Origin of the sequence: Geojedonia litorea, from assembly GCF_042654525.1 — a bacterium.
Taxonomy (GTDB): domain Bacteria; phylum Bacteroidota; class Bacteroidia; order Flavobacteriales; family Flavobacteriaceae; genus Geojedonia; species Geojedonia litorea.
This window is the reverse complement of sequence record NZ_JBHSGP010000014.1, coordinates 300,212-325,011: the sequence shown is the minus strand read 5'-3', so window position 1 is coordinate 325,011 and position 24,800 is coordinate 300,212. Positions and strand designations below refer to the sequence as shown.

The 24,800-nt window shown below is 36.0% G+C and carries 17 protein-coding genes and 1 tRNA gene; 11 read left to right on the top strand and 7 right to left on the bottom strand.

The window, feature by feature from the left end; all coding sequences use genetic code 11:
• Positions 1–236: 236 nt before the first annotated feature.
• A complete protein-coding gene (polA, locus tag ACFO5O_RS09425; RefSeq protein WP_387963138.1) occupies positions 237–3,092 on the bottom strand; it encodes a DNA polymerase I in 2,856 nt (951 codons plus the stop codon).
• Positions 3,093–3,223: 131 nt separating this feature from the next.
• The gene (locus ACFO5O_RS09420; protein ID WP_387963136.1) at positions 3,224–3,487 is read right to left on the bottom strand and encodes a hypothetical protein; all 264 of its coding nucleotides are present in this window, start codon (positions 3,485–3,487) and stop codon (positions 3,224–3,226) included.
• A 173-nt stretch (positions 3,488–3,660) separates the two neighbouring features.
• Between ACFO5O_RS09420 and ACFO5O_RS09415 the strand changes: the two genes are divergently transcribed.
• Positions 3,661–5,073, top strand: coding sequence for an aldehyde dehydrogenase family protein (locus tag ACFO5O_RS09415; protein ID WP_387963134.1), 1,413 nt, complete (start codon positions 3,661–3,663; stop codon positions 5,071–5,073).
• On the opposite strand, the gene ACFO5O_RS09410 is transcribed toward ACFO5O_RS09415, so the two are convergent.
• Entirely contained in the window at positions 5,070–6,080 is a 1,011-nt protein-coding gene (locus tag ACFO5O_RS09410) for a N(4)-(beta-N-acetylglucosaminyl)-L-asparaginase (RefSeq protein ID WP_387963132.1), read from the bottom strand. The genes ACFO5O_RS09415 and ACFO5O_RS09410 overlap by 4 nt on opposite strands.
• A 138-nt stretch (positions 6,081–6,218) precedes the next feature.
• Here ACFO5O_RS09410 and ACFO5O_RS09405 point away from each other — a divergent pair, with 138 nt between their 5' ends.
• Together ACFO5O_RS09405 and ACFO5O_RS09400 are read left to right on the top strand one after the other, a co-directional pair.
• Entirely contained in the window at positions 6,219–7,448 is a 1,230-nt protein-coding gene (locus ACFO5O_RS09405; RefSeq protein WP_387963130.1) for a metallophosphoesterase, read from the top strand.
• A gap of 143 nt (positions 7,449–7,591) precedes the next feature.
• Positions 7,592–7,888, top strand: a complete 297-nt coding sequence (locus ACFO5O_RS09400) for a thioredoxin family protein (protein WP_119030019.1) — start codon at positions 7,592–7,594, stop codon at positions 7,886–7,888.
• On the opposite strand, the gene ACFO5O_RS09395 is transcribed toward ACFO5O_RS09400, so the two are convergent.
• On the bottom strand, positions 7,885–8,547 hold the full coding sequence (locus ACFO5O_RS09395) for a polysaccharide deacetylase family protein (RefSeq protein ID WP_387963128.1): 663 nt from the start codon (positions 8,545–8,547) through the stop codon (positions 7,885–7,887). The two genes, ACFO5O_RS09400 and ACFO5O_RS09395, sit on opposite strands and share 4 nt — an antisense overlap.
• A gap of 6 nt (positions 8,548–8,553) precedes the next feature.
• A complete protein-coding gene (locus ACFO5O_RS09390; protein WP_387963126.1) occupies positions 8,554–11,868 on the bottom strand; it encodes a glycosyltransferase family 117 protein in 3,315 nt (1,104 codons plus the stop codon).
• Positions 11,869–12,020: 152 nt separating this feature from the next.
• On the opposite strand from ACFO5O_RS09390, the gene ACFO5O_RS09385 reads away from it, so the two are divergent.
• Positions 12,021–12,093: transfer RNA gene (locus tag ACFO5O_RS09385), tRNA-Gln, on the top strand.
• Between the two features lie 97 nt (positions 12,094–12,190).
• Here the strand turns inward: ACFO5O_RS09385 and ACFO5O_RS09380 are convergent.
• The gene (locus tag ACFO5O_RS09380) at positions 12,191–13,015 is read right to left on the bottom strand and encodes a universal stress protein (RefSeq protein WP_387963124.1); all 825 of its coding nucleotides are present in this window, start codon (positions 13,013–13,015) and stop codon (positions 12,191–12,193) included.
• A gap of 153 nt (positions 13,016–13,168) precedes the next feature.
• Between ACFO5O_RS09380 and rimP the strand changes: the two genes are divergently transcribed.
• Genes rimP through infB form a run of 3 tightly spaced genes read left to right on the top strand, consistent with a single transcriptional unit; the run spans position 13,169 to position 17,647 of the window.
• The gene (gene rimP / locus ACFO5O_RS09375) at positions 13,169–13,633 is read left to right on the top strand and encodes a ribosome assembly cofactor RimP (RefSeq protein WP_387963122.1); all 465 of its coding nucleotides are present in this window, start codon (positions 13,169–13,171) and stop codon (positions 13,631–13,633) included.
• Between the two features lie 12 nt (positions 13,634–13,645).
• Positions 13,646–14,878, top strand: coding sequence for a transcription termination factor NusA (gene nusA, locus ACFO5O_RS09370; protein WP_387963121.1), 1,233 nt, complete (start codon positions 13,646–13,648; stop codon positions 14,876–14,878).
• 30 nt (positions 14,879–14,908) lie between these two features.
• Positions 14,909–17,647 carry a translation initiation factor IF-2 gene (gene infB, locus ACFO5O_RS09365; protein WP_387963119.1) on the top strand — a complete coding sequence of 913 codons (2,739 nt, stop codon included), beginning with the start codon at positions 14,909–14,911 and terminating at the stop codon, positions 17,645–17,647.
• An 89-nt stretch (positions 17,648–17,736) separates the two neighbouring features.
• On the opposite strand, the gene ACFO5O_RS09360 is transcribed toward infB, so the two are convergent.
• Positions 17,737–18,126 (bottom strand): SPOR domain-containing protein, encoded by a 390-nt coding sequence (locus ACFO5O_RS09360; RefSeq protein WP_387963117.1) that lies wholly within the window; start codon positions 18,124–18,126, stop codon positions 17,737–17,739.
• A gap of 211 nt (positions 18,127–18,337) precedes the next feature.
• Between ACFO5O_RS09360 and ACFO5O_RS09355 the strand changes: the two genes are divergently transcribed.
• The 4 genes from ACFO5O_RS09355 to ACFO5O_RS09340 are packed head-to-tail and all read left to right on the top strand — an operon-like array spanning position 18,338 to position 24,791.
• The gene (locus ACFO5O_RS09355) at positions 18,338–19,627 is read left to right on the top strand and encodes a cytochrome c3 family protein (RefSeq protein ID WP_387965105.1); all 1,290 of its coding nucleotides are present in this window, start codon (positions 18,338–18,340) and stop codon (positions 19,625–19,627) included.
• A 29-nt stretch (positions 19,628–19,656) separates the two neighbouring features.
• Positions 19,657–22,770, top strand: coding sequence for a TAT-variant-translocated molybdopterin oxidoreductase (locus ACFO5O_RS09350; RefSeq protein WP_387963115.1), 3,114 nt, complete (start codon positions 19,657–19,659; stop codon positions 22,768–22,770).
• Between the two features lie 29 nt (positions 22,771–22,799).
• Positions 22,800–24,257, top strand: a complete 1,458-nt coding sequence (gene nrfD / locus ACFO5O_RS09345; protein ID WP_387963113.1) for an NrfD/PsrC family molybdoenzyme membrane anchor subunit — start codon at positions 22,800–22,802, stop codon at positions 24,255–24,257.
• 3 nt (positions 24,258–24,260) lie between these two features.
• Positions 24,261–24,791: a DUF3341 domain-containing protein gene (locus ACFO5O_RS09340; protein WP_387963111.1), complete on the top strand. Its 531-nt coding sequence runs from the start codon at positions 24,261–24,263 to the stop codon at positions 24,789–24,791.
• Positions 24,792–24,800 lie beyond the last annotated feature (9 nt).

Here is a 24,800-nt window from a genome sequence, read left to right as displayed (position 1 = left end):
AGAGGGATTTGTTTAGACAAGTGCCTAATATAAAACATTTTATGTCTAAAAACAATCTTAAGTGATGCTTTGATTTTTTAAAAATTTTATAAAGGCTTAATGTATTAGTACACTTTAAAAGATTTAAGATAGTGTCTTTATTTAATCATTTCATTTAGAATACATTAGCGGATAGACTAGACAATTTAATTAAGTCAGGATGTATTTAAAAAATAGCGCTGCTAATAAAAAAGAAGTTAATGCGCTTCTAGCCAGTTATCTCCTATGTCTAAATCCACATCTAAAGGAACTCTTAAAGTATAGGCACTCTCCATTTCGGTTTTTACTAAAGATTTAATGGCTTCAAGTTCTGGTTTGTATACATCAAATACTAATTCGTCATGTACTTGAAGTAGCATTTTAGTTTTGAAGCTCCCTTCATTAAGTCTATTGTGGATGTTGATCATAGCTATTTTTATAATATCGGCAGCACTGCCTTGTATTGGCGCATTTACGGCATTCCGTTCGGCTGCTCCACGAACCACGGCATTTCTGGAATTGATATCCTTTAAATACCTTCGCCGACCCAAAACCGTTTGTACATATCCATTGTCTCTAGCAAAATCAACTTGTTCACTTATGAATTTTCGTAGTTTAGGATAGGTGGCATAATAGGTGTCAATGAGTTCTTTGGCTTCACTTCTCGATAGATCAGTCTGATTACTTAAGCCAAAAGCAGAAACACCATAAATAATTCCAAAGTTCACAGTTTTGGCGTTACTTCGCTGCTCTCTGGAAACTTCGTTTAGGGGCACATTAAATACTTTTGAAGCTGTAGAGGCGTGGATGTCTTCACCGTTTTTAAAGGCTTCAATCATGGTCTCTTCTTCACTTAAGGCAGCTATGATACGTAATTCAATTTGCGAATAATCAGCCGCTAACAGCGTATAGTCGTTGTTTCTTGGAATAAATGCCTTACGCACTTGTCGTCCACGTTCGGTGCGAATAGGAATATTTTGAAGGTTAGGATTGTTACTACTTAAACGTCCTGTAGCGGCAACGGTTTGCATATAATCCGTATGCACACGACCTGTTGAAGGCTCAACCTGTAAAGGCAAAGCGTCTACGTAGGTGCTTTTTAACTTGCTTAAACCACGAAAATCTAAAATGTGTCTAATGATGTCATGATCCTTGGCCAAATAGCTTAAAATGTCTTCTGAAGTGGCATACTGGCCTGTTTTTGTTTTCTTTGGCTTATCTACAAGTTTTAATTTATCAAATAAAATATCGCCTAATTGCTTTGGCGAAGCTATATTGAATTCTTCTCCAGCTGCTTCATAGATATTAGTTTCTAAAGTTTTAATGTCAGCATCGAGCTGTTCCGAAAGTGAATTTAAGAAGTCCTTATCTAAATTAATACCCTCCAATTCCATGCTTGCAAGTACACGCAATAAAGGAATTTCAATATCATTAAAAAGGCTTTGGGTGTTGGCTTCTCCAAGTTCGGTTTGAAAATGTTCCTTCAACTGCAAGGTAATATCGGCATCTTCAACAGCGTATTCTGTTTGCTGTTCTAATGGTACATCGCGCATTGATAATTGGTTTTTCCCTTTTTTTCCTATTAAAGATTCTATTGAAATGGGCGTGTAGTTTAAATAGGTTTCTGCCAGGACATCCATATTATGGCGCATATCTGGGTTAATTAGGTAGTGCGCCAACATCGTATCAAACAGTTTCCCCTTGACGTCTATATTGTATTTTGCTAAAACTTTAATGTCATATTTTAAATTCTGCCCGATTTTTTCAATGGATTCATTTTCAAAAAAAGGACGAAGTTGTTCAATTAGACTTTGTGCTTCATCACGATTTTCTGGAAATGGCAAGTAAAATCCTTTGCCAGCTTCCCAAGAAAATGCAATACCAACTAATTCTGTAGTGAGTGGGTTGAGCCCTGTTGTTTCGGTGTCAAAGCATACAGAAGTTTGAGCAATTAAGTTTTTTATAAACAATTTGGTGGCCATGCCAGATGCAACACTTTGATAAAAATGCGAAGTGGTTGATGCTGTTTTTCTAGTAAATGTAGAAGATGCAGTGTTATCATTATCTTCCTCTCCACCAAAAAGCGAAAATTGTCCTGCTCCAGCATCAGTTACTTTCTTATTAGTTGGCTTTGAAGTAGATCCAGTATTAGTAGTAGTTGCATCCGTGCTTGTTGAAGATTTAGCTTCAGCACTAAAAGTTTTTAAAAAGTTTTCGGTTAATCGTCTGAATTCTAGGTCTTGGAAAATGTTACTCACGGCCTCAATATCGGGATCAGACATTTCAAAATCCTTTTCACAAAATTCAACAGGAACATCTAGCATAATCCTTGCAAGTTCCTTCGATAGGAGTCCCAACTCTTTAGAAGCCTCTACCTTTTCTTTCATTTTACCCTTGAGTTCATGTGTGTTGGCCAAAAGATTCTCCATACTACCGTATTCCTGAATAAACTTTTTAGCGGTTTTTTCGCCAACACCAGGCAAACCAGGGATATTATCACTAGAATCTCCCATCATACCTAAAAAGTCAATGACCTGCTCAGGGCGTTCTACTTCAAATTTTTGTTGTACTTCAGGAATTCCCCAGGTTTCATAACCACCGCCAAATGATTTAGGGCGGTACATAAATATGTTTTCTGAAACTAATTGGGCAAAATCTTTATCTGGTGTAACCATAAAAGTTTTATAGCCTTGCAATTCTGCCTGTTTGGAGAGCGTTCCAATGACATCGTCGGCCTCGTAACCTTCTTTCACCATTATAGGAATATGCATGGCTTTTAAAATATCTTTAATATAAGGTACAGCAACTTTAATAGCTTCTGGGGTTTCATCACGATTGGCCTTATACTCGGCATACATCTCAACTCGGTCAGAACTTCCTCCTTGATCAAAACAAACTGCTAAATGATCAGGGCGTTCGCGTTTAATGACATCCAATAACGAATTCATAAATCCTAAAATTGCAGATGTATCGACACCTTTTGAATTCACACGAGGGTTTTTTATAAAGGCATAATAACCTCGAAATATAAGGGCGTAAGCATCAACCAGAAAAAGACGTTTTTGTTCAGACATTGTATTGTTTTTGTAAGAACCTCAAATCTACAAAAACTTATGAGTGAATTGAAACTTGAACTTGAGTTTATGGCATAAAAAAATCCGAAGTACTTAACTTCGGATCCTATATATAGTGTTATTATTGGGTATTAACAAAGTTTAATTTCAGCAACTTTAATTTGAAGACTTTTTCTGTAAGCCTTGATGCTGATAATATCGTTACTCTTTTTGTGGTTCATGTTAACGGCTTCAGCTTTAAATTTAGAAGTAGCTGATTGTTTTGTAGAAGTTTCAGTTTTAGCAGTATCTTTAGCAACAACAGTAATTACTTCTTCATTAACAAGAGTGTTGCTTTGAGCAACAGTTAAGAAAGGAACTGTTAGAAAGGCTACTATGATTAAAACTTTTTTCATGACTAAACTAAATTTGGGGTTTAATTACATGTCAAAGAAACGGACGATTTTCAGTCTAAATGAATAAATTAGTTGAAAACGACCGATAAATGGATAAAATGAAACGCGATACAAAAAACATCGATGAAATGCACAAAATGGGCTCGCAGCCCAATAAATTCGTTATAGATTAAATGACAGATTTTATGGATAACAGGTATTTTGAGCTATTTAATGCCCAAAAAAAACATCAATATAATGTTGGAAACACTAGCTATAATCAGCGTATTAAGAAGTTGAATGCACTTCATCGGGCAATTCAATATACCTATAAACAGGCTATTAGGGAGGCCCTGTTTGCCGATTTTAAGAAACCGCCCATAGAAACTAATCTCACCGAAATCTATCTGGTAGTTCGAGAAATCAAGCACGCAAAGGCCAATTTAAGACACTGGATGAAGCGTCAAAAGGTTCCAACACCTTTGGCCTTACTGGGTACATCTTCCTATTATAAATATGAACCTAAAGGGGTGTGTTTAATAATGTCACCTTGGAATTATCCATTAAATTTAACTTTTTCTCCTTTAGTTTCTGCTATTGCAGCTGGAAACACAATAATTATAAAACCGTCTGAATTAACTCCAAATATATCTAAAGTGATGGCCACCATCGTTAAGGATCTTTTTGAAGAACATGAAGTTGCCTTGATAGAAGGAGGAGTTGAAGTCTCACAAGAACTATTAAAATTGCCTTTTAATCATATCTTTTTCACAGGTTCTCCTGCTGTTGGCAAAATTGTAATGGCTGCTGCTTCTAAACATTTAACATCAGTAACTTTAGAATTGGGAGGAAAATCTCCAACTATAATAGATGAAACAGCCAGTATTAAAGAGGCAATTGATAGCTTGGTTTGGGGCAAGTACCTTAATAATGGCCAAACATGTATCGCTCCTGATTATGTTTTGATTCACAGCTCCAAAAAGGCTGAATTTATAAAAGCCTACAAGGAGAAAGTCCTTTATTATTATTCTAAAGATGCCTCAACCTCTGATTCCTACAGTCGTGTCGTTAATAATAAACATTTTAATAGATTAACAAATTATATTGAAGATGCTAAAACACATGGGGCGAATATAGAATTAGGTGGTAATTTTGATGTAGGTGATAATTTTATCGAACCTACGGTGATTTCCAACCTAAAAGAAGAGGCCAAGCTTCTTAATGAAGAAATATTTGGTCCTATTCTTCCCCTTAAAACATTTGATGAAATTGATGAGGTTATTACATACCTTAATAATAAAGAAAAGCCTTTAGCCCTTTATATTTATAGCCAAAGCAATGAAACAATAGAGAAAATCATTAGCAATACGAGAGCAGGTACAACGTGCATCAATACAAATGCTTTGCAAGTTTCAAACCATAATTTACCTTTTGGAGGGAGTAATGGAAGTGGTATTGGTAAAACTCACGGATTTTTTGGATTTCAAGATTTTTCAAACCAACGCGCCGTATTAAGAAGGCATACCAAGGGGCCATTGAACCTTTTGTTACCGCCTTATACAAAGTTTAAGCAAAAACTGGCAGATTTAACCATTAAGTGGTTTTAAGCTTTGTTGAAGAAATCTGACTGGAGTTGTTCATTCACGCCATCTTGGTATTTGGTCATAGTGAAGCCTTCATGGATGGCAAAATAACCCGTTTCTCCTTTTTTATTTAGTGCAATATAGCCTACTTGAAAATCTTTATAGTTGCTGTTGGGCTTGTTTACTATTCTGCCAATGGCCTCTTCACATGCTTGTTGTGGCGTTTTGCCTTGACGCATAAGTTCGACCACCAAAAAGCTCCCAACCGTTTTAACGACTTCTTCACCTAAACCTGTGGCTACACAAGCTCCGATTTCGTTATCCACATAAAGTCCAGACCCTATTATAGGTGAGTCGCCAACACGTCCAGCCATTTTGTAAGCTAGCCCACTGGTAGTACAAGCTCCTGAAATGTCACCCTTGCTATCGATTGCTAACATCCCTATTGTGTCATGATTTTCAATATTTATAATAGGCTTGTATTTAGCTTCTATTTTCCATTTTTCCCAAGCAGTCTTTGACGCTTCTGTAAGTAAATTTTCTGGTTGAAACCCTTGAGATAGGGCAAATTGTTTAGCCCCATCACCAGCAAGCATTACATGTGGTGTTTCTTCCATCACTTTTCGAGCAACAGAAACCGCATGTGTGATGTCTTTAAGATAAACTACGGCGCCGCAATCACCATGTTGATTCATTACACAAGCATCTAAAGTCACATGACCTTCACGATCGGGTAAACCGCCCTTGCCAACAGATTGCCCTTTTTCGTCAGCTTCTTCTACCCGACAACCTTGTTCCACGGCGTCTAAAGCACTGCCGCCATTTTGAATAGTTTCCCAGGCTTTAGACGTTGATTGTTTTACATTCCAGGTTGCAATCACCACAGGGATGTAGGCACTATTGGATTTGTTTATAGCAACTTCAGATTCATTTTCTTTTTTAGCAGGCTCATTACAACCTGCTAAAGAACTACCAACAGCTATTCCAACACCTGTGAGCGATGCATTTTTAATAAAGTTACGTCTTTTCATACTTTAACTTAAATGATATTATTTAATTTCTAACCTAGAAATCGGGATTTAAAGATAGCAAATCTTAAGGTATCGTTAATTGTAAATTCAAATTCATTAAAGATTTTAAATTACTTTATATTTGAAAAAATTGCATCTATGTCACGCTGGATTATTTTTATAGTCATCTATTTCCTTTTGAGTTTTTACGGTTTTCAAGCCATTAAAACTATCACTAAACATAGTTGGTTGCATTATATGTTTATTGCTATTGCACTATTGGTAATAGGCAATTTTATGTATCAGTTTTTGTCACAGTCTGAAGGACGCGTATTATCTCCTGGGAAGAGCTATGCTCTAGGCTTTTTATTAACGTTCCTCTCCTTAAATCTGGTATTGGTGCCAATTCTTTTTATTGAAGATGTCATTAGGGTTTGTTTAGGCCTATATGATAGTTTAGTTACAACTAAAGACGGCTTTTATTTACCGTCGCGCCGGATATTTGTTAGTCAAATTGCTTTAGGACTGGCCGCTATACCTTTTACCTCGTTGTTGTACGGGATGTACAGGGGTAAATACAATTACAGAGTGCTTAAGTATACGCTTCATTTTGAAGACTTGCCAGATGCTTTTGATGGATATCAAATCACACAAATAAGTGACATACATTCTGGCAGTTTTGACAACCGAGAAAAAATCAATTATGGAGTTGAACTCATTAAATCTCAACAATCGGATTTAATCTTATTTACTGGTGACCTTGTAAATAATAAAGCTTCAGAAATGGAACCATGGAAAGAGCTTTTTGGAAGTTTGTCGGCCAAGGACGGGATTTACTCCATATTTGGAAATCACGATTATGGTGATTACGTGTCTTGGAAATCTGGTGAAGAAAAAAGACAAAACCTAGAAGATTTAAAACAAATACAGCGCGAAATGGGCTATAATTTGCTTTTGAATGAAAGCCGATTTATAGAAAGAAACGGTCAACGACTAGCGTTAATTGGTGTAGAAAATTGGGGCAAGGGTGGATTTAAAAAAGCGGGCGATTTGAAAAAGGCATCAGAGTTGGTTGATCCCAAGGATTTCAAAATTCTTTTGAGCCATGATCCTAGCCATTGGGATGAAGTGGTCACTAAAGATGAACATCATTACCACCTGACACTTAGCGGGCATACTCATGGAATGCAATTTGGTATAGAAATTCCTGGATGGGTTAAGTGGAGCCCTGTAGAATGGCGATATAAACACTGGGCAGGAATTTATGAATCTAATGGAGAATATTTAAATGTGAATAGAGGTTTCGGATATTTGGGATACCCAGGACGAGTTGGAATTTGGCCTGAAATTTCCGTAATAACATTAAAAAAAGGACCAAAGCCAGCTTGATTGTAAGAAATTTTTTAATGTAGTTAAATTTGATTATTTTTATACTACTATCAACGTGAACCTACTAGATGAAGTGACTTAAAGTAAAATATAAAAAAATTACGTAGGTTTGTATTGAAACATTTGACTTAAAACTTTAATGTATGTCAAAATTTGGGGAACTCATAGATGTTGATATTCCGGTGCTGTTGGATTTTTTTACAGAATGGAATGAACAATCTACAGCAATGCATCCAGTGTTAAGAGATGTAGCAGCTGCTCTAGGCGATAAAGCTAAAGTGATTAAAATTGATGTTGACAAAAATAAAGAGCTAGCTGAAGCCCTTCGAGTAAAAGGTCTTCCTACTCTCATTATTTATAAAGATGGCGAAATGAAATGGCGTCATAGTGGCGAACAAGATGCCAATACACTCATAGGGATTATCCAAGAATATATTTAAGCTTCAATAGCATTAAATTGAAATCCTAGTTTTGAATAATGCTCCAATACTTTAGGTAGTGCATAGATCATATTATTTGATGCCTTTACACTGTCGTGAAAAACAATTATACTTCCTGCCTTACTTTTTGAGATAACCTGATTTAAACACGCTTCATTGGTGATTGTTTTATCCCAATCAAAAGATAACACATCCCACATCACAATTTTATAACCTAATGCCATAAGCTTTTTACCTTGTTTAGGTTTGATTTGGCCATAAGGAGGTCTGAAAAGGTTTACGATATTTGGTTTTTGGTGTTTGGTTTTTGGTATTTGGAGAGCTATTGAATTTTGTGCTTCATGTACATTTACTAAATAGTCTTTAGTTTTAGTTTTCCAGCCTTTAATATGGTTATGTGTATGATTACCTATTTGATGACCTTCTTCAATGATCCGCTTAAAAATTTCTGGATGCTTTTCAATATTTGAACCAATACAAAAGAAGGTTGCTTTGGCATTATAGTGTTGCAGCCGATCTAATACCCATGGTGTGATCTCTGGAGTTGGTCCATCATCAAAGGTTAAAAACAACTCCTTTTGTGTAGTGTTTATTTCCCAAACATAATCTGGGAACATTTTTTTAACAACAAAAGGTGTCTTGGTTGGTGTGAGCTTCACAATATGCTATTCTTGAGCCTTTACGATACTGTCAATAGTGTCCCTGGCTATATCTCTATCATTTAAAGGAGTTTCGTCTTCAACTGATTCTCCTGTAAAATGCCTAAAAAGACGTAAATAATCATTGAATTTTTTTGTCTCCTCAAGGGCAAAATCCTTGTCACCATAAACTACAAGTAAATCAACCAGGCCACGGTAACGCTCAATATCGGTTACAATTTCACTGATGTACTTTTCTTGGTTTTTAATAGTCAATCCACTGTAATAAGTAAGACTTTCTTGATACTTTTTAGAAACATCCATATATAATTTTCGGCCTTTTTCTGAAGCACCAACTTCATAATAGGCGCTTATATATGGTTCCAATAGTGTGTAATAACCAAAATAATCAACAGGCATCTTTTCCATAGCCAAATCGGCTATTTGCTCTGCCTTTTCATATTTGTCTTCATTGATTAATTGTTCAATTAATCTTGCTAGATTCCCCCTGTAAGTGATTCCATTTTTACGAGTTTCTACATCATGGTAAATATCTGGACTACCACTATTGCCCCAGTCCCATGACATCACTTTTTCATACATTAACTCGCTGTCAACTCGTCCCATATCAAACGGATTGGCCTTGTTTACAGGAGTTTTAATTGGAACTAATTTATAGCACAATCCATCTAATTGAAGGTAGTCTTTCATCCAGATATAGTCGTCATCACCAAAACTTCCACCAGAAAAATAGATAGGACGTTCCCAATTGTTGTTAGCTATAATATCTAACATTAATAAGCGATTTTTATATACTGAATTTCCAATAGTAAGGTCTAAATAGGGTTCAATTTTATGGGCGTCTTTTGGTTTCACAATTCCATTTTTAATGACGGTTGCCGAATCAACGGGAACTCTAATATGTCGAGTTGGAATATAATTAGAATTTAGAAGGTAATTAGGATAATAACTAATGTCTTCATTTTCACGTTGCAACAGAAATTTAAGTTTATATCTTGGATTGTCATTACTCACAAAATTCATTAAATCTTTAATGTTCATTGTGTCGTTAGTAATCTCCCGTAACATAAGATAATCACGAGTTCCAAATTTATATTGGTCATGTGTAAGTTGTGAAGGAATAGGATCACTCTCGTATGCTTTTCGTTTCATTTGGTCAATATACCAATCGGTTTGGAAAAGACTCGTGTTCACAACACGCACATCAGTACGTACACCTTCAATTTCTTGCAAATACCACAACGGGAAACTGTCATTATCTCCAATAGTAAATAATATAGCATTAGGTGCACAAGATTCTAAATATTTTCTAGCCATTGCGTGAGCAGTATATCTGCCTGATCTGTCATGATCATCCCAATTATTTGCTGCTAATACGCCAGGAACTAATACTAAACATGCTAGAGTTATAGCAGATGGTAATAATTTCGATTTTGAATAAGTCTTCAAAAAGTCATAAATAGCATAAACGCCAAATCCAATCCAAATGGCAAAAACATAAAACGATCCAACTACCGAATAATCTCGTTCTCGAGGTTCAAAAGGCCTAACATTTGTGTAAACCTGGATGGCAACTCCTGTAAACAAGAAAAAAACTAGCATGGTCCAAAATAATTTTGGATTCTTTTTAAACAAAAAGAAAAACCCTAGCAAGCCTAATAATAAAGGAAGGAAGTAATAGGTGTTTCGAGCTTTATTGTTTTTAACGTCACTGGGTAAATTGTCTTGAGACATTCCAAGATGCCATTCATCAATTAGTTTGATGCCGCTAATCCAATTCCCGTTAAGATTATCGTATTTTCCTTGTATATCATTTTGGCGTCCAACAAAATTCCACATAAAATAACGCCAATACATATACCCGAGTTGATATTGGAACATGTACATGACATTATCCATAAATGCAGGCTTTTCAACATCTAAATAGGATTGTCCGTAAGTCTTCAAAAAGGTGTTATAATCTGCATAATCTATTTCACCCCGTGCTACTCTTGATTTGAAATCGTTAACCAAAGAGCGCAGTTCATTTTGCATTTGGTACTCTGGTTTGATTTTAAAATCTATTAAACCAGTAAACATCATATAATTTTCGGCATGTTCAGTACTCCACATACGTGGTAAAATGGAAGCATGTTTGTGATTATAATTTTGTTTGGAGTTTTTATAATCATTAACAATGACATATTTACCTGTTTTTAAATCCTTTTCGTATTTAGGTTTGTCATCTACAAATGGCTGATTTTCGTCAGCACCTGAATAGATTTCTGTAAATTGCGGACCGTAAAACAAATGAGTTTCAGGATACTGTTCAAGATTATAATATGCCAGTAACTCTCTAGCACTGGCTGGATTGTTTTCATTAATAATTACATTGGCATTAGCACGAATAGGTAACATCATCCATGACGAGAAACCTATAAAAATAAACATCAAACATAGCACTAAAGTATTCGCATGTATATAGTTTTTTTGTTTGGTATAGCGCAGACCAAAGTAAAAGGCTAATATAACCAGAAGCCCGGCGATGATGGTCCCAGAGTTAAATGGGAGTCCTATTTCATTCACAAAAAACACTTCTAAATACCCAAATAGTTTTAAGGCCGATGGGAGCAATAATTTAAAAATAAAAAGAAGAACCGATACCGATACTACATTAGCAACTATGAAATTCTTAACTGTTAGTTTTTCGTAATTTTTAAAATAATAAATAAGGCCCAATGCAGGAATCGTCAATAATCCCATAAAGTGAACTCCAAATGAAAGCCCAATAACAAAGGCTATTAAAATGAGCCATTTATTTCCTCTTGGCGTATGCATGTCCTGCTCCCAACGCAGTCCTAACCAAAACATTAAAGCCATGATTAAAGTGGCCATAGCATACACCTCAGTTTCAACCGCGTTAAACCAAAACGAATCGGTAAAAGTAAACGCCAAACTCCCAACAAGGCCGCTGCCTAAAATAGCGACAGCTTCATTTTTAGAAAGGTCTTCTGCCTTTCCTATAAGTTTTCGTAATAATATGGTAACCGTCCAAAACATGAGCAGAATGGTAAATGCACTGGCAACAGCACTCATCATATTGAGCATCATGCCTATTTGTGAAGCTTCTAATGCAAAAAGCGAGAAAAAGGCGCCTAACATTTGAAATAATGGCGCTCCTGGAGGATGACCAACTTGTAATTTTGAGGAGGTTAAAATATACTCTCCAGCATCCCAAAAACTAACTGTTGGTTCAATGGTTAGCCCATAAACAATAAGCGCTACAAGGAAAACAAACCATCCAATTATGGTGTTCCATTTCTTGAAGTTGAAATGTGTCATAAGTTATGTTACATATTAATGCGAGCGAATTTACTAATAAATATATAAACCCCTAATGTTTTTAAGTTAACGTTAAGCTTTTTAGATTATTTTTAGAGAAATAATTTGTGCAAATAAAACTTTGTACTAAATTTGCATCCTCATTTAGAGATTGGCCTATGGTGTAACTGGCAACACGTCTGGTTTTGGTCCAGAAGAGTCTAGGTTCGAGCCCTAGTAGGCCAACAAAATTTGAAGTCCTGATCATTGTTTTGATCGGGATTTTTTTTGTCTTGAAATTTGAGGTGTTATTATTAAAAGGGCAGGTAAAAAGACAGCCAAATCAAATTTTAAAAGTCATCACAGGCCGTTTAGCATGATTTACTAAATCTTCACTAATATTACTGCTAAAGAAATGAGCAAGACCTTGTCGGCCATAGGTGCTAATTCCTATTAAATCAGCATCAATCTCACTTGCAAAATTTAAAATTCCTGCTTCAACACTTTTGTCATTATAAATATTAATACTATAATTTTCAAATCGGGTGTTTTTTACAAATTCAGTAATCCTGGATTTAGCATCTTTTGAGGTTATAAACTTACTAGCCGTATTTACCATTAACAAATGTATTTTGGCATCAAATAATCTAGCAAATTCTATGGCTTGTTTATAGGTGTGTTTACATTCATTTTTGAAATTGGAAGCAAACACAAAATCATAAACATGAAAATCGGCATGTTCTTTTTTAACAACCAGCACAGGGATATCAGAGGTTCTAACTACTTTTTCGGCGTTAGAACCAATAAACAGTTCTTTGAGTCCACTAACACCATGTGATCCCATTACAATAAAATCAATTTTCAACTCATGACATTTGTCTATAATGCCACTAAACGAGTTGTCAGGTTTAATGGTTTCGTGTACTTTAATATCTTTTAAAAAGTCTTTAGACATTAATGCCTCAAATTTTTGATGTGCCAGTTTCATAAAAAACATAGCTTCAGGAAGTTCGCTGTGTGCGTTTAAAGGATCAACTTCTTGTAGAGGAAGCTCTAAAAGGTGTAATAAATAAATCTCAAAATCATAGGTTTTTGCTAATTGCGCAGCTACTTTTAATGCGTGCTCCGCAGTTTTAGAAAAATCAGTAGGAACAAGGATTTTTTTCATGACGGCTGTAGCTTTCTGTGTACATTAAAGTTAAGAATAAAAATCGACAAAGTTCTGATTGTGAAAATAAATTTAAATGTTGTATATTTGCACCCGTTGTATGGAAAAAGAAAATACGAGGGGACATGAAAGTCCCCTCTTTTTATACTAAAAATGTTTAAGAACAAAGTAAAAGAGTTATTGGAAAAAGGGTTAGAAGAACGACCAGATCTGTTTTTAATTGACCTAAAAATTTCTGAAAGCAATGCTATTACTGTTGTTATTGACGGTGATAATGGGGTTTTAGTAGAAGATTGTATGTTTATTAGCAGGGCGATTGAACATAATTTAGATAGAGAAGAAAATGATTTTTCTATTGAAGTCACCTCCGCTGGTGCAACATCTCCCTTCAAGAACCCAAGGCAGTATAAAAAAAATATTGGTAGGATTTTAAATGTTAAAACACAAGATGGGCAACAATTAGAAGCCGTACTAACAAAAACAGATGCCAAAAGCATTGTATTAGAATGGAAAACTAGAGAACCAAAACCCGTAGGCAAAGGAAAAATTACGGTAAAAAAACAAATAGAATTAGCGTATGACGCTATTTTGGAAGCACAAGTGATAATAAAATTTTAATTCTTAACAGAGATGGAAAATATAGCGTTAATCGATTCTTTTTCAGAATTCAAGGACGATAAACTCATTGATCGTGTAACGTTGATGGCGATTTTAGAAGATGTATTAAGAAATGCATTAAAAAAGAAGTATGGTGATGACGATAACTTTGATATCATTATCAATCCTGATAAAGGTGATTTAGAAATTTGGAGAAATAGAGTTGTTGTTGCAGATGATGAAGTAGAAGACCCAAACCAAGAAATTACTTTAACCGAAGCGCGTAAAATTGAACCAGATTTTGAAGTTGGAGAAGATGTTGCAGAAGAGGTGAAATTAATTAATTTAGGACGTCGTTCAATTTTAGCATTACGTCAAAATTTGATTTCTAAAATTCACGAACACGATAATACTAATATTTATAAGCAATTTAAAGAATTAGAAGGCGAAATCTATACCGCCGAAGTACATCACATTCGCCATAGAGCCATCATTTTATTAGATGATGAAGGCAATGAGATTATTTTGCCAAAAGAAAAACAAATCCCTTCAGATTTTTTCAGAAAAGGGGAAAATGTAAGGGGTATTATAGAAAGTGTAGAGCTTAAAGGAAATAAACCAGCCATTATCATGTCTAGAACATCTCCGGTGTTTTTAGAGAAATTATTTGAGCAGGAAATTCCTGAAGTATTTGATGGCTTAATCACTATTAAAAATGTAGTACGTATTCCAGGAGAAAAAGCCAAAGTTGCGGTAGATTCGTATGATGATAGAATTGATCCAGTTGGAGCTTGTGTTGGTATGAAAGGTTCTAGAATTCATGGTATTGTTCGCGAATTGGGGAATGAAAACATTGATGTTATCAATTACACCAATAACTTACAACTCTATGTTACCAGAGCATTAAGTCCTGCAAGAGTTACTACTGTAAAATTAAATGAAGAAACAAAGCGTGCCGAAGTATTACTTAAGCCAGAAGAAGTATCAAAAGCTATAGGTAGAGGTGGGCACAACATTCGTTTAGCAGGACAATTAACAGGTTATGAAATTGACGTATTTAGAGAAGGCGCCGAAGAAGATGTAGAATTAACCGAATTCTCTGATGAAATAGAAGGTTGGATTATTGAAGAATTCAGCAAAGCAGGTTTAGACACTGCTAAAAGTATTCTAGAACAAGACGTTCAAGACCTGGTAAAACGAACAGATTTAGAAGAAGAAACAATTTTAGATGTTATCAGAATTCTTAAAGAAGAATTTGAAGAATAACACATATTTAAGTTATATTACAAGCAATTTATGGCTCAAACAAGATTAAATAAAGTATTAAGAGAACTCAATATTTCTATTGATCGTGCTGTTGATTTTTTAGAATCAAAAGGTGTTGAAATAGAGAAAAGTCCTAATACAAAAATATCCGAAGACGTTTACAAAATTCTTTCCGACGAATTTCAAACCGATGCGCATAAAAAAGTAGCATCCATTGAGGTGAGTGAGGCAAAGCTTAAAGAGAAAGAAGAACTTCGTGAACTCCGTGAGCGTGAATTGGAGGAAAAGACTAAAAAGGAAGAAGAGAGCAAAAGAGTTATTAAAGCCAAAGCAGATTTAAGTGGGCCAAAACAGATTGGCAAAATTGACTTAAATCCTGTTAAAGCTGAAGTAAAAAAGGAGGAGCCTAAAGTCGAAGAAGCACCAAAGGAGGCACCAAAGGAAGCACCAAAGGAAGCACCGAAAGTAAAGGAAGAGGTAAAGCCAGAAGTCAAAGTAGATGAAGTAAAACCGCCTTCCCCAAAACCAGAAGTAAAAGCTCCAGTAGCAAAACAAGAAGTAGAAACATCAGTAGATGATGAGCGGTTAAAAACCAAATACCAAAAGCTTTCTGGACCTACTATTGCAGGAGATAAAATAGATTTATCAAAATTTGATAAACCTAAAAAGAAGAAAGAAGAAAAAAAGGCAGAACCAAACAAAGCTGCAAAGTCAGATGCCAATAAAAAGAAAAGACGTAGAATAAGTAAAACCGATTCTGGATCTGACAATAGACCAGGATATTCAGATAACCGTCAAGGAAATCGTGGAGGTTTTAAAGGTAAACCTGGAGGCAAACGCACAAGTACTATTAAAGAAGAACCAAGTGAAGCTGAAGTTCAAAAACAAGTACGTGAAACACTTGAAAAACTTCAAGGAAAATCCTCTAAAGGAAAAGGAGCTAAATACCGTAGAGAAAAACGAGATCAACATAGAGAGCAATCTGAAAAAGATTTAGAACAACAACAAGCAGAAAGTAAAACACTTAAGGTAACAGAGTTTGTCACCGCAAGTGAAGTAGCAACTATGATGAATGTTTCGGTTACCGAAATTATTTCGGCATGTATGTCTTTAGGAATGATGGTGACTATGAATCAACGTTTGGATGCAGAAACTTTATCGGTTGTTGCAGATGAGTTTGGTTATGAAGTTGAGTTTGTAACCGCAGATATCGAAGAATCACTCGAAGATACTCAAGACGATCCTAAAGACCTGAAACCTCGCGCTCCAATCGTTACCGTTATGGGACACGTTGATCACGGTAAAACTTCATTATTAGATTATATCAGACAGGAAAATGTAATTGCAGGGGAGTCTGGTGGTATAACGCAGCATATTGGAGCTTATGGTGTTATTTTAGACAACGGACAAAAAATCGCCTTTCTAGACACTCCAGGTCACGAAGCTTTTACCGCAATGCGTGCCCGTGGAGCTCAAGTTACAGATTTGGCTATTATTGTAATAGCTGCAGATGATGATATAATGCCACAAACCAAAGAAGCAATCGCTCACGCTCAAGCAGCAAATGTGCCTATCGTCTTCGCTATAAACAAAATTGATAAGCCAAATGCCAATCCTGAAAAAGTAAAAGAAGGATTAGCAAATATGAATTTATTAGTAGAAGATTGGGGAGGTAAAATTCAGTCTCAAGATATTTCTGCAAAAACAGGGCAAGGGGTTAAAGAATTACTTGAAAAAGTTCTTTTAGAAGCCGAATTGCTAGAGTTAAAAGCAAATCCTAATAAAAATGCAAACGGAACTGTGGTTGAAGCCTTCCTTGATAAAGGTAGAGGATATGTTTCCACAATTCTTGTTCAAGCAGGAACACTAAAAATTGGCGATTATGTATTAGCCGGAAAAAATAGTGGTAAGGTGAAAGCCATGCATGATGAGCGTGGTAATGATGTAAAGGTAGCTGGACCATCAACACCAGTTTCCATTTTAGGACTAGATGGTGCACCACAAGCAGGTGATAAATTTAACGTCTTCGAAGACGAACGCGAAGCGAAACAAATTGCGGCTAAACGTACGCAATTACAACGTGAGCAATCAGTGAGAACACAGCGTCATATTACATTAGATGAGATTGGACGCCGTATTGCTCTTGGCGATTTCCAAGAATTGAATATCATCCTTAAAGGTGATGTGGATGGTTCTGTCGAAGCTTTAACAGATTCATTCCAAAAACTTTCTACTGAAGAAATTCAAGTCAATATTATTCATAAAGGAGTAGGAGCTATTACTGAAAGTGATGTGCTCTTAGCAACAGCATCTGATGCTATTATCATTGGATTTAACGTTAGACCTATGGGTAACGCCAGACAGATTGCCGATAAGGAAGAAATAGATATCAGAACCTATTCTATTATTTACGATGCCATAAACGATCTTAAAGATGCAATGGAAGGTATGTTATCTCCAGAAGTAAGAGAAGAAGTTACCGGTACTGCCGAAATTAGAGAAACCTTTAAAGTTTCTAAAGTGGGTACTATTGCTGGTTGTATGGTTACTAGTGGTAAGATATTCAGAAATTCTGGAATAAGACTTATCAGAGATGGTGTAGTTGTTTACACCGGAGAATTGGCCTCGCTTAAACGTTTTAAAGATGATGCCAAAGAAGTAGCTAAAGGCTACGATTGTGGTATGCAAATTAAAAACTATAACGACATTCAAATTGATGATGTTATAGAAGCATTCCAAGAAGTGGAGGTTAAAAAGAAATTGAAATAAATTCTTTTATTAGCATAAAAAAATGCGACCTGTTGGGTTATGTTGAGTAACTACAGGTCGCATTTTTATTTAAATAATTTAAAGACAAATTACGGTGTCTTTTTTTCTTTTTTAGGCTTAAAGATAAAAGCATTCATATAGTTCTTTTTTATTTTGATCAAGGCTTTGTCTGCCTCCAAGCGACTTCTAAAATTACCTACCCAAATCTTGTAATTAGGTGTTTCATATTCCATACTTATTGGCCATTCACCGTATAAGCTAGCAAACTTACTTTTAGCAGCTTCGGCGTTTGATCTATTACCTTGAAAGACCTGAATCTTGTAAAGATCTACTGTGCTTAAATCTTTTTTAAACTCTAAAAGTTTAGCGATGTCCTTGTCCTGTTCAATACGTACTTGAGCCTGCTGCGCATTGGCATAACACGTAAATACAAACAAAATGAGGCAGTTAAAACTAATTTTTTTAAGAGTGAATTTCATATTCTTTTCAATTTAAGACAAAGGTAAATTATATTAACTGATATGTATACTAAATTATTATTTAGAATCTTTATAAATTATGTATTAACACTTCTGTAACATTTCTAAAATCGACTTTAAGTATTACTTTTGCGTGAGATTTTATATCAGTATTTTTCTGTCTTAAATGAAAAAATCGTACCAAAGTTTAGAAGATAATTCAACTAACAATATGAAACAGGTGATATACCGTAAATTAACCTCAAAAATTCTTTATTTAGGGTTTATTGTTTTACTCACGTTTTCAGCTACTCTTAATGCTCAAGAAGGAGATCCTGCAAAAGGAAAAACTATATTTAATACTAACTGTGCTGCTTGTCATCAATTAGATAAAAAAATGACAGGCCCTGCTTTACGTAACATTGAGCAGCGTTTATTAGATGAGCAAGGCTTGGATAGAGCTTGGTTGAGCGCATGGATTAGAAATAGTGCTGGCGTGATAAAGTCTGGTGATGCCTATGGCAATCAGATTTTTAATGAGTACAGCCAAACCGCCATGACTGCGTTTCCAACGCTTTCTGACCAAGACATCAGTGATATTTTAGCTTATACTGCTCAAGAAGTTGTTGCACCACCTCCAACACCACCTACCCCAGATGGTGAAGTAGCCACTTCAGGCGGTAGTTCATCAAATCAATTAATTCTCGGCGCATTAGCTTTATTATTTGCCTTATTAGCCATTGGATTGATTTTGGTGAGACAAACTTTAACGCGTTTTGCACAGGAAAAAGGTATTGAAATTGCTGTAGAAGATAAAACCATTCCTATTTGGAAAGCCTTTGCGCAAAATCAATTTTTAGTATTAGTAACCTCTATTTTCTTTTTACTAGCCAGTGGATATTTTGTATATGGTTATTTAATGCAAATTGGTGTTGATCAAGGCTATCAGCCAGTACAACCTATTCATTTTTCGCATAAAATTCATGCCGGAGATAATGGTATTGATTGTAAATACTGTCACTCTTCAGCTCGAGTTAGTAAAACTTCAGGAATTCCATCATTAAATGTATGTATGAATTGCCATAAATCTATTTATGAATATAATGGTGAAACTACTGCCGAATACGACAAGGCATTTTATGATGGTGAAATCCAGAAATTATATGCTGCTGCAGGATGGAGCGATGCTGACCAAGCTTATACAGGAGATGCACAACCTGTTAAATGGGTAAGAATCCATAATTTACCTGACTTTGCATATTTTAACCACTCACAACACGTGTCTGTAGCTGGTGTGCAATGTCAAACTTGTCATGGGCCTGTGGAGACTATGGAAGAAGTTTACCAGTTTTCGCCACTCACCATGGGATGGTGTATCAATTGTCACAGAGAGACCGAAGTCAATGTTCAAGGTAATGCGTATTATGAAAAAATACATGAGCAGTTATCAAAAAAATATGGTGTAGACAAGCTTACCGCTGCCCAAATGGGAGGTTTAGAGTGTGGTAAATGTCATTATTAATTTATTAAGAAGTAATTCAATTATATAATATGTCATCAAACAAGAAATACTGGAAAAGTGTTGAAGAGCTAAACGAGAATAGCTCTATTGTTGAGACGCTAAAACAAAACGAATTTGTTCAAGAAATCCCTACCGATGAGTTTTTAGGAGATAAAAACACTTTGGGAGCGTCTTCAACAACGCGTCGAGATTTCTTAAAATATGTTGGTTTTAGTACAGCTGCAGCATCATTAGCGGCATGCGAAGGACCAGTCATAAAATCAATTCCTTATGTTGTTCAGCCAACCGAAATCATTCCAGGTGTAGCCAATTATTACGCAACTACAATTGCCGACGGGTTTGATTTCGCTAGTGTTTTAGTAAAAACTAGAGAAGGTCGTCCAATTAAGATTGAAAATAATACACTAGCAGCTACTAAAGGAGGTGCTAATGCAAGAGTTAATGCATCGGTTTTAGGGCTTTACGATAGCTTAAGAGCTAGTGGTCCAATGAAAGGTGAAGACTTTATTTCTTGGAGTGACTTCGACTCTGAAACCAATCAAAAACTTACCGATTTAAAAGTAGCAGGAAAGGAAATTGTGTTATTGACACAAACTCATGCAAGTCCTTCAACATCTAAATTGATTGCTGAATTTAAAGAAGCTTACGGTAACGTGCGTCATGTAATTTATGACGCAGTTTCGGCATCTACAGCTTTAGACGCCTTTGAAGCAAAATACGGTGAGCGAGGATTAGCCAATTATGATTTTGAAAAAGCAAGCACTATAGTTTCTATAGGTGCAGATTTTCTAGGTGACTGGCAAGGTGGCGGATTTGATTCAGGCTACTCTAAAGGACGTGTTCCAAATCAAGGAAAAATGTCTCGTCATATCCAGTTTGAGTCTAATATGAGTTTAACTGGAGCAAACGCCGATAAGCGTATTCCTCTTACACCAAGTGAACAAAAATTGGCCTTGGCTAAATTACATAGTTTGGTTGTTGGGAGTGCATATTCTGGAAAAGCACTTTCTGAAAAAGTGGAAGATGCTTTACAAAAAGCGGCTTCAGAATTAAAAAGAGCTGGCAGCAACGGTGTTGTTGTATCAGGAATAGATGATGTTAATGCACAAACTGTAGTTTTAGAAATCAACGAGAGCTTAAACAGCAAAGCATTTGATACTAAAACGCCTATCAAAACAAGACAAGGTAATGATAAGGCGGTAGCGACTTTAGTTGCTGATATGAAAGCAGGTAAAGTAGGCGCTATCATCATGAGTGGTGTTAACCCATTATATACATTGCCAAATGCTTCAGATTTTGCTGAAGGTTTAGGAAAGACAGAATTATCAATAGCGTTTTCAATGAAGGCCGACGAAACGGCTTCAGCTTGTCAGTATCTTGCTGCAACACCTCATTATTTAGAGTCTTGGGGCGATGTAGAGATCAAGAAAGGGCATTATGCTTTAACGCAACCAACAATTCGTTCGTTGTTTGATACAAGACAATTTCAAGAAGCTTTGTTGAAGTGGACTGGAAATGACAAAACGCTTCACGATTATATAAAAGATACTTGGAATGAAGGCATTTTAGGAGGAAATTCATTCAATCAAGCTTTACATGATGGTATTTATGTAGGAAATATTTCAGCTTCAGAAATTGAAACTACTGAAACTAATGATACTATCCAAGATGTACCTGTTTCTGGAAATGCGGCTAGAGCATTAGCAGCATCAGTATCTGAAGGAAATGGATTAGAGCTTACTTTGTACACTAAAATTGGAATGGGTGATGGACAACAAGCGAATAACCCTTGGCTACAAGAGTTTCCAGATCCAATTACCAGAACTTCATGGGATAACTATTTAACAGTATCAAAATCTGACGCTGCTGAATTGGGATTAACTAATGAGAATGTTGCTAACGGAGCTCTAAATGGAAGTTATGCAGAAGTTACCGTTAATGGTGTTAGTGTAACAGTACCAGTTATCATACAACCAGGACAAGCAAAAGGTTCTGTTGGTTTGGCTTTAGGTTATGGAAGATCTGCTGGATTAAAAGATGAAATGAAAACAGGTGTAAATGCTTATGCATTGTACCAAAATTTTAATAGCACTCAAAATGTAAGTGTTGTTGCTGCTTCGGGAACTCATGAGTTTGCTTGCGTGCAGCTTCAAAATACATTAATGGGTCGTGGTGATATTATAAAAGAAACCACGCTTGAAATATTTAACACCAAGGATAAAGCCTATTGGAATGCAATACCTGTGGTGTCCTTAAATCATGAGGAAACTCCAGTTACTTCACCAGACGTTGATCTTTGGGATGAATTTGATCGATCTATTGGTCATCACTTTAACTTATCTATCGACTTGAATGCCTGTACGGGATGTGGAGCATGTGTTATAGCTTGTCATTCTGAAAACAACGTTCCTGTTGTTGGTAAAACTGAAGTACGTCGTAGCCGCGATATGCATTGGTTGCGAATAGATAGATATTATTCATCTGAAGACACGTTTAAGGAAGACAATACTAAAAAGAAAGAATTCTCTGGTTTAACAGGAGATAAAGGATCTTTAGGTGGATTTGGCGAAATGGAAGATCCGGCTGATAATCCGCAAGTGGCATTTCAGCCAGTTATGTGTCAACATTGTAATCACGCACCTTGTGAAACTGTTTGCCCGGTGGCAGCAACTTCTCATGGTCGTCAGGGTCAAAACCACATGGCGTATAACCGTTGTGTAGGTACCCGTTACTGCGCTAACAACTGTCCTTATAAAGTACGTCGTTTCAATTGGTTCTTGTACGCTCAAAATGATGAGTTTGATTACCATATGAATGATGATCTTGGACGTATGGTGTTAAATCCAGATGTTGTGGTGCGTTCTCGTGGTGTGATGGAAAAATGTTCGATGTGTATTCAAAAAACACAAAAAACTATTTTAGATGCTAAACGTGATGGACGTGAAATTAAGGATGGTGAATTCCAAACAGCGTGTTCAGCAGCTTGTAGTAATGGAGCAATGACGTTTGGAGACATCAATGACAAACAAAGTAAAGTTGCGAAACTTAAAGAAGATAATCGTATGTATCACTTATTAGAAAGTGTTGGAACAAAACCTAACGTGATGTACCAAACTAAAGTGAGAAATACAACCGAAGCATAAAATTAATTAAGAAACAATTATAAAGGATTATGGCGTCTCATTACGAAGCACCTATTAGAAGACCCTTAGTTACAGGAGAAAAATCATACCACGATGTGTCGGTTGATGTAGCAGCTCCGGTAGAAGGAAAAGCAAACAAATCTTGGTGGATTGTATTTTCTATTTCACTTGCAGCGTTTCTTTGGGGTATTGGATGTATAATTTACACCATCTCCACTGGAATTGGAACTTGGGGTTTAAACAAAACCGTTGGTTGGGCTTGGGACATTACTAACTTCGTTTGGTGGGTTGGTATTGGTCATGCTGGAACCTTAATTTCGGCAGTACTTTTATTATTCCGTCAAAAATGGAGAATGGCTATTAACCGTTCGGCAGAGGCAATGACTATTTTCTCTGTTGTTCAAGCAGGTTTATTCCCTATAATTCACATGGGTCGTCCATGGTTAGGATACTGGGTATTACCAATTCCAAACCAGTTTGGATCGCTTTGGGTAAACTTTAACTCACCATTACTTTGGGACGTATTTGCAATTTCGACGTATTTATCAGTGTCATTAGTATTCTGGTGGACAGGTTTATTGCCTGATTTTGCAATGATTCGCGATAGAGCAGTGAAACCTTTCCAAAAGAAAATTTATTCTTTATTAAGCTTTGGCTGGAGTGGACGCGCAAAAGATTGGCAGCGTTTTGAAGAAGTATCTTTAGTATTAGCCGGTTTGGCAACGCCACTTGTACTTTCTGTACATACTATTGTATCGTTTGACTTCGCAACTTCGGTAATCCCAGGTTGGCATACTACTATATTCCCACCGTATTTCGTTGCGGGTGCGATTTTCTCTGGATTTGCCATGGTAAATACTCTGCTTATCATTATGAGAAAAGTGTGTAGTCTCGAGGATTATATCACTGTGCAACATATAGAACTGATGAATATTGTAATTATGATTACAGGTTCTATTGTTGGTGTAGCTTATATTACAGAGTTATTTATTGCTTGGTATTCAGGAGTAGAGTACGAACAATACGCATTCCTAAATAGAGCTACAGGACCTTACTGGTGGGCTTATTGGGCAATGATGAGTTGTAATGTATTCTCACCACAATTCATGTGGTTTAAAAAATTACGAACTAGTATCATGTTCTCATTTGCTATTTCAATTGTAGTTAATATTGGGATGTGGTTTGAACGTTTTGTGATTATCGTTACCTCTTTGCATAGAGATTATTTACCATCGTCATGGACCATGTTCTCACCTACCTTTGTAGATATTGGGATATTTATTGGAACAATTGGGTTCTTCTTCGTGTTGTTTTTATTATACGCAAGAACCTTCCCAGTAATTGCACAAGCAGAGGTGAAAACGATTTTGAAATCATCTGGCGAACGCTATAAAAAAATTCGTGAACGAGGCGATAGCCTAGTAGGTACTGGAGCTGATGAAAGAACATCAGGCAGTAAAGTTAAAAATACAAAAAACAAAAAGTAGCATATGGAAGCTTCAAAAGTAATTCACGCTATTTACACCGATGATGATGTTTTAATGGCAGCCGTAAAAAAGGTTAAAGCAGAAAAACATCATATTGAAGAGATATATACGCCATTTCCGGTTCATGGTCTAGATAAGGCAATGGGATTGGCTCCAACTAGAATTGCCATAACATCGTTTATGTATGGCTGTGTTGGACTTACAGTTGCTATTGTTATGATGAACTTCATCATGATACAAGATTGGCCGCAAAACATTGGTGGTAAACCAAGTTTTAGCTATTTAGAAAATATGCCGGCTTTTGTTCCTATTATGTTTGAGTTAACGGTATTTTTTGCTGCTCACTTAATGGTGATTACCTTTTATTTACGCAGTAGAATGTGGCCATTTAAAAAAGCTGAAAATCCTGATGTGAGAACAACAGATGATCACTTTTTAATGGAGATAGCGGTTCATGGTAATGAAAAAGAATTAACCTCATTATTGGAAGAGACAGGAGCAGTTGAGGTAAATATAATTGATAAAGCGCATTAATATATAGAG

Coding starts and splice junctions, on each gene's coding strand:
- polA (WP_387963138.1), bottom strand. CDS start 3,092: ATGTCTGAACAAAAACGTCTTTTTCTGGTTGATGCTTACGCCCTTATA.
- ACFO5O_RS09420 (WP_387963136.1), bottom strand. CDS start 3,487: ATGAAAAAAGTTTTAATCATAGTAGCCTTTCTAACAGTTCCTTTCTTA.
- ACFO5O_RS09415 (WP_387963134.1), top strand. CDS start 3,661: ATGACAGATTTTATGGATAACAGGTATTTTGAGCTATTTAATGCCCAA.
- ACFO5O_RS09410 (WP_387963132.1), bottom strand. CDS start 6,080: ATGAAAAGACGTAACTTTATTAAAAATGCATCGCTCACAGGTGTTGGA.
- ACFO5O_RS09405 (WP_387963130.1), top strand. CDS start 6,219: ATGTCACGCTGGATTATTTTTATAGTCATCTATTTCCTTTTGAGTTTT.
- ACFO5O_RS09400 (WP_119030019.1), top strand. CDS start 7,592: ATGTCAAAATTTGGGGAACTCATAGATGTTGATATTCCGGTGCTGTTG.
- ACFO5O_RS09390 (WP_387963126.1), bottom strand. CDS start 11,868: ATGACACATTTCAACTTCAAGAAATGGAACACCATAATTGGATGGTTT.
- ACFO5O_RS09380 (WP_387963124.1), bottom strand. CDS start 13,015: ATGAAAAAAATCCTTGTTCCTACTGATTTTTCTAAAACTGCGGAGCAC.
- rimP (WP_387963122.1), top strand. CDS start 13,169: ATGTTTAAGAACAAAGTAAAAGAGTTATTGGAAAAAGGGTTAGAAGAA.
- nusA (WP_387963121.1), top strand. CDS start 13,646: ATGGAAAATATAGCGTTAATCGATTCTTTTTCAGAATTCAAGGACGAT.
- infB (WP_387963119.1), top strand. CDS start 14,909: ATGGCTCAAACAAGATTAAATAAAGTATTAAGAGAACTCAATATTTCT.
- ACFO5O_RS09360 (WP_387963117.1), bottom strand. CDS start 18,126: ATGAAATTCACTCTTAAAAAAATTAGTTTTAACTGCCTCATTTTGTTT.
- ACFO5O_RS09355 (WP_387965105.1), top strand. CDS start 18,338: ATGAAACAGGTGATATACCGTAAATTAACCTCAAAAATTCTTTATTTA.
- ACFO5O_RS09350 (WP_387963115.1), top strand. CDS start 19,657: ATGTCATCAAACAAGAAATACTGGAAAAGTGTTGAAGAGCTAAACGAG.
- nrfD (WP_387963113.1), top strand. CDS start 22,800: ATGGCGTCTCATTACGAAGCACCTATTAGAAGACCCTTAGTTACAGGA.
- ACFO5O_RS09340 (WP_387963111.1), top strand. CDS start 24,261: ATGGAAGCTTCAAAAGTAATTCACGCTATTTACACCGATGATGATGTT.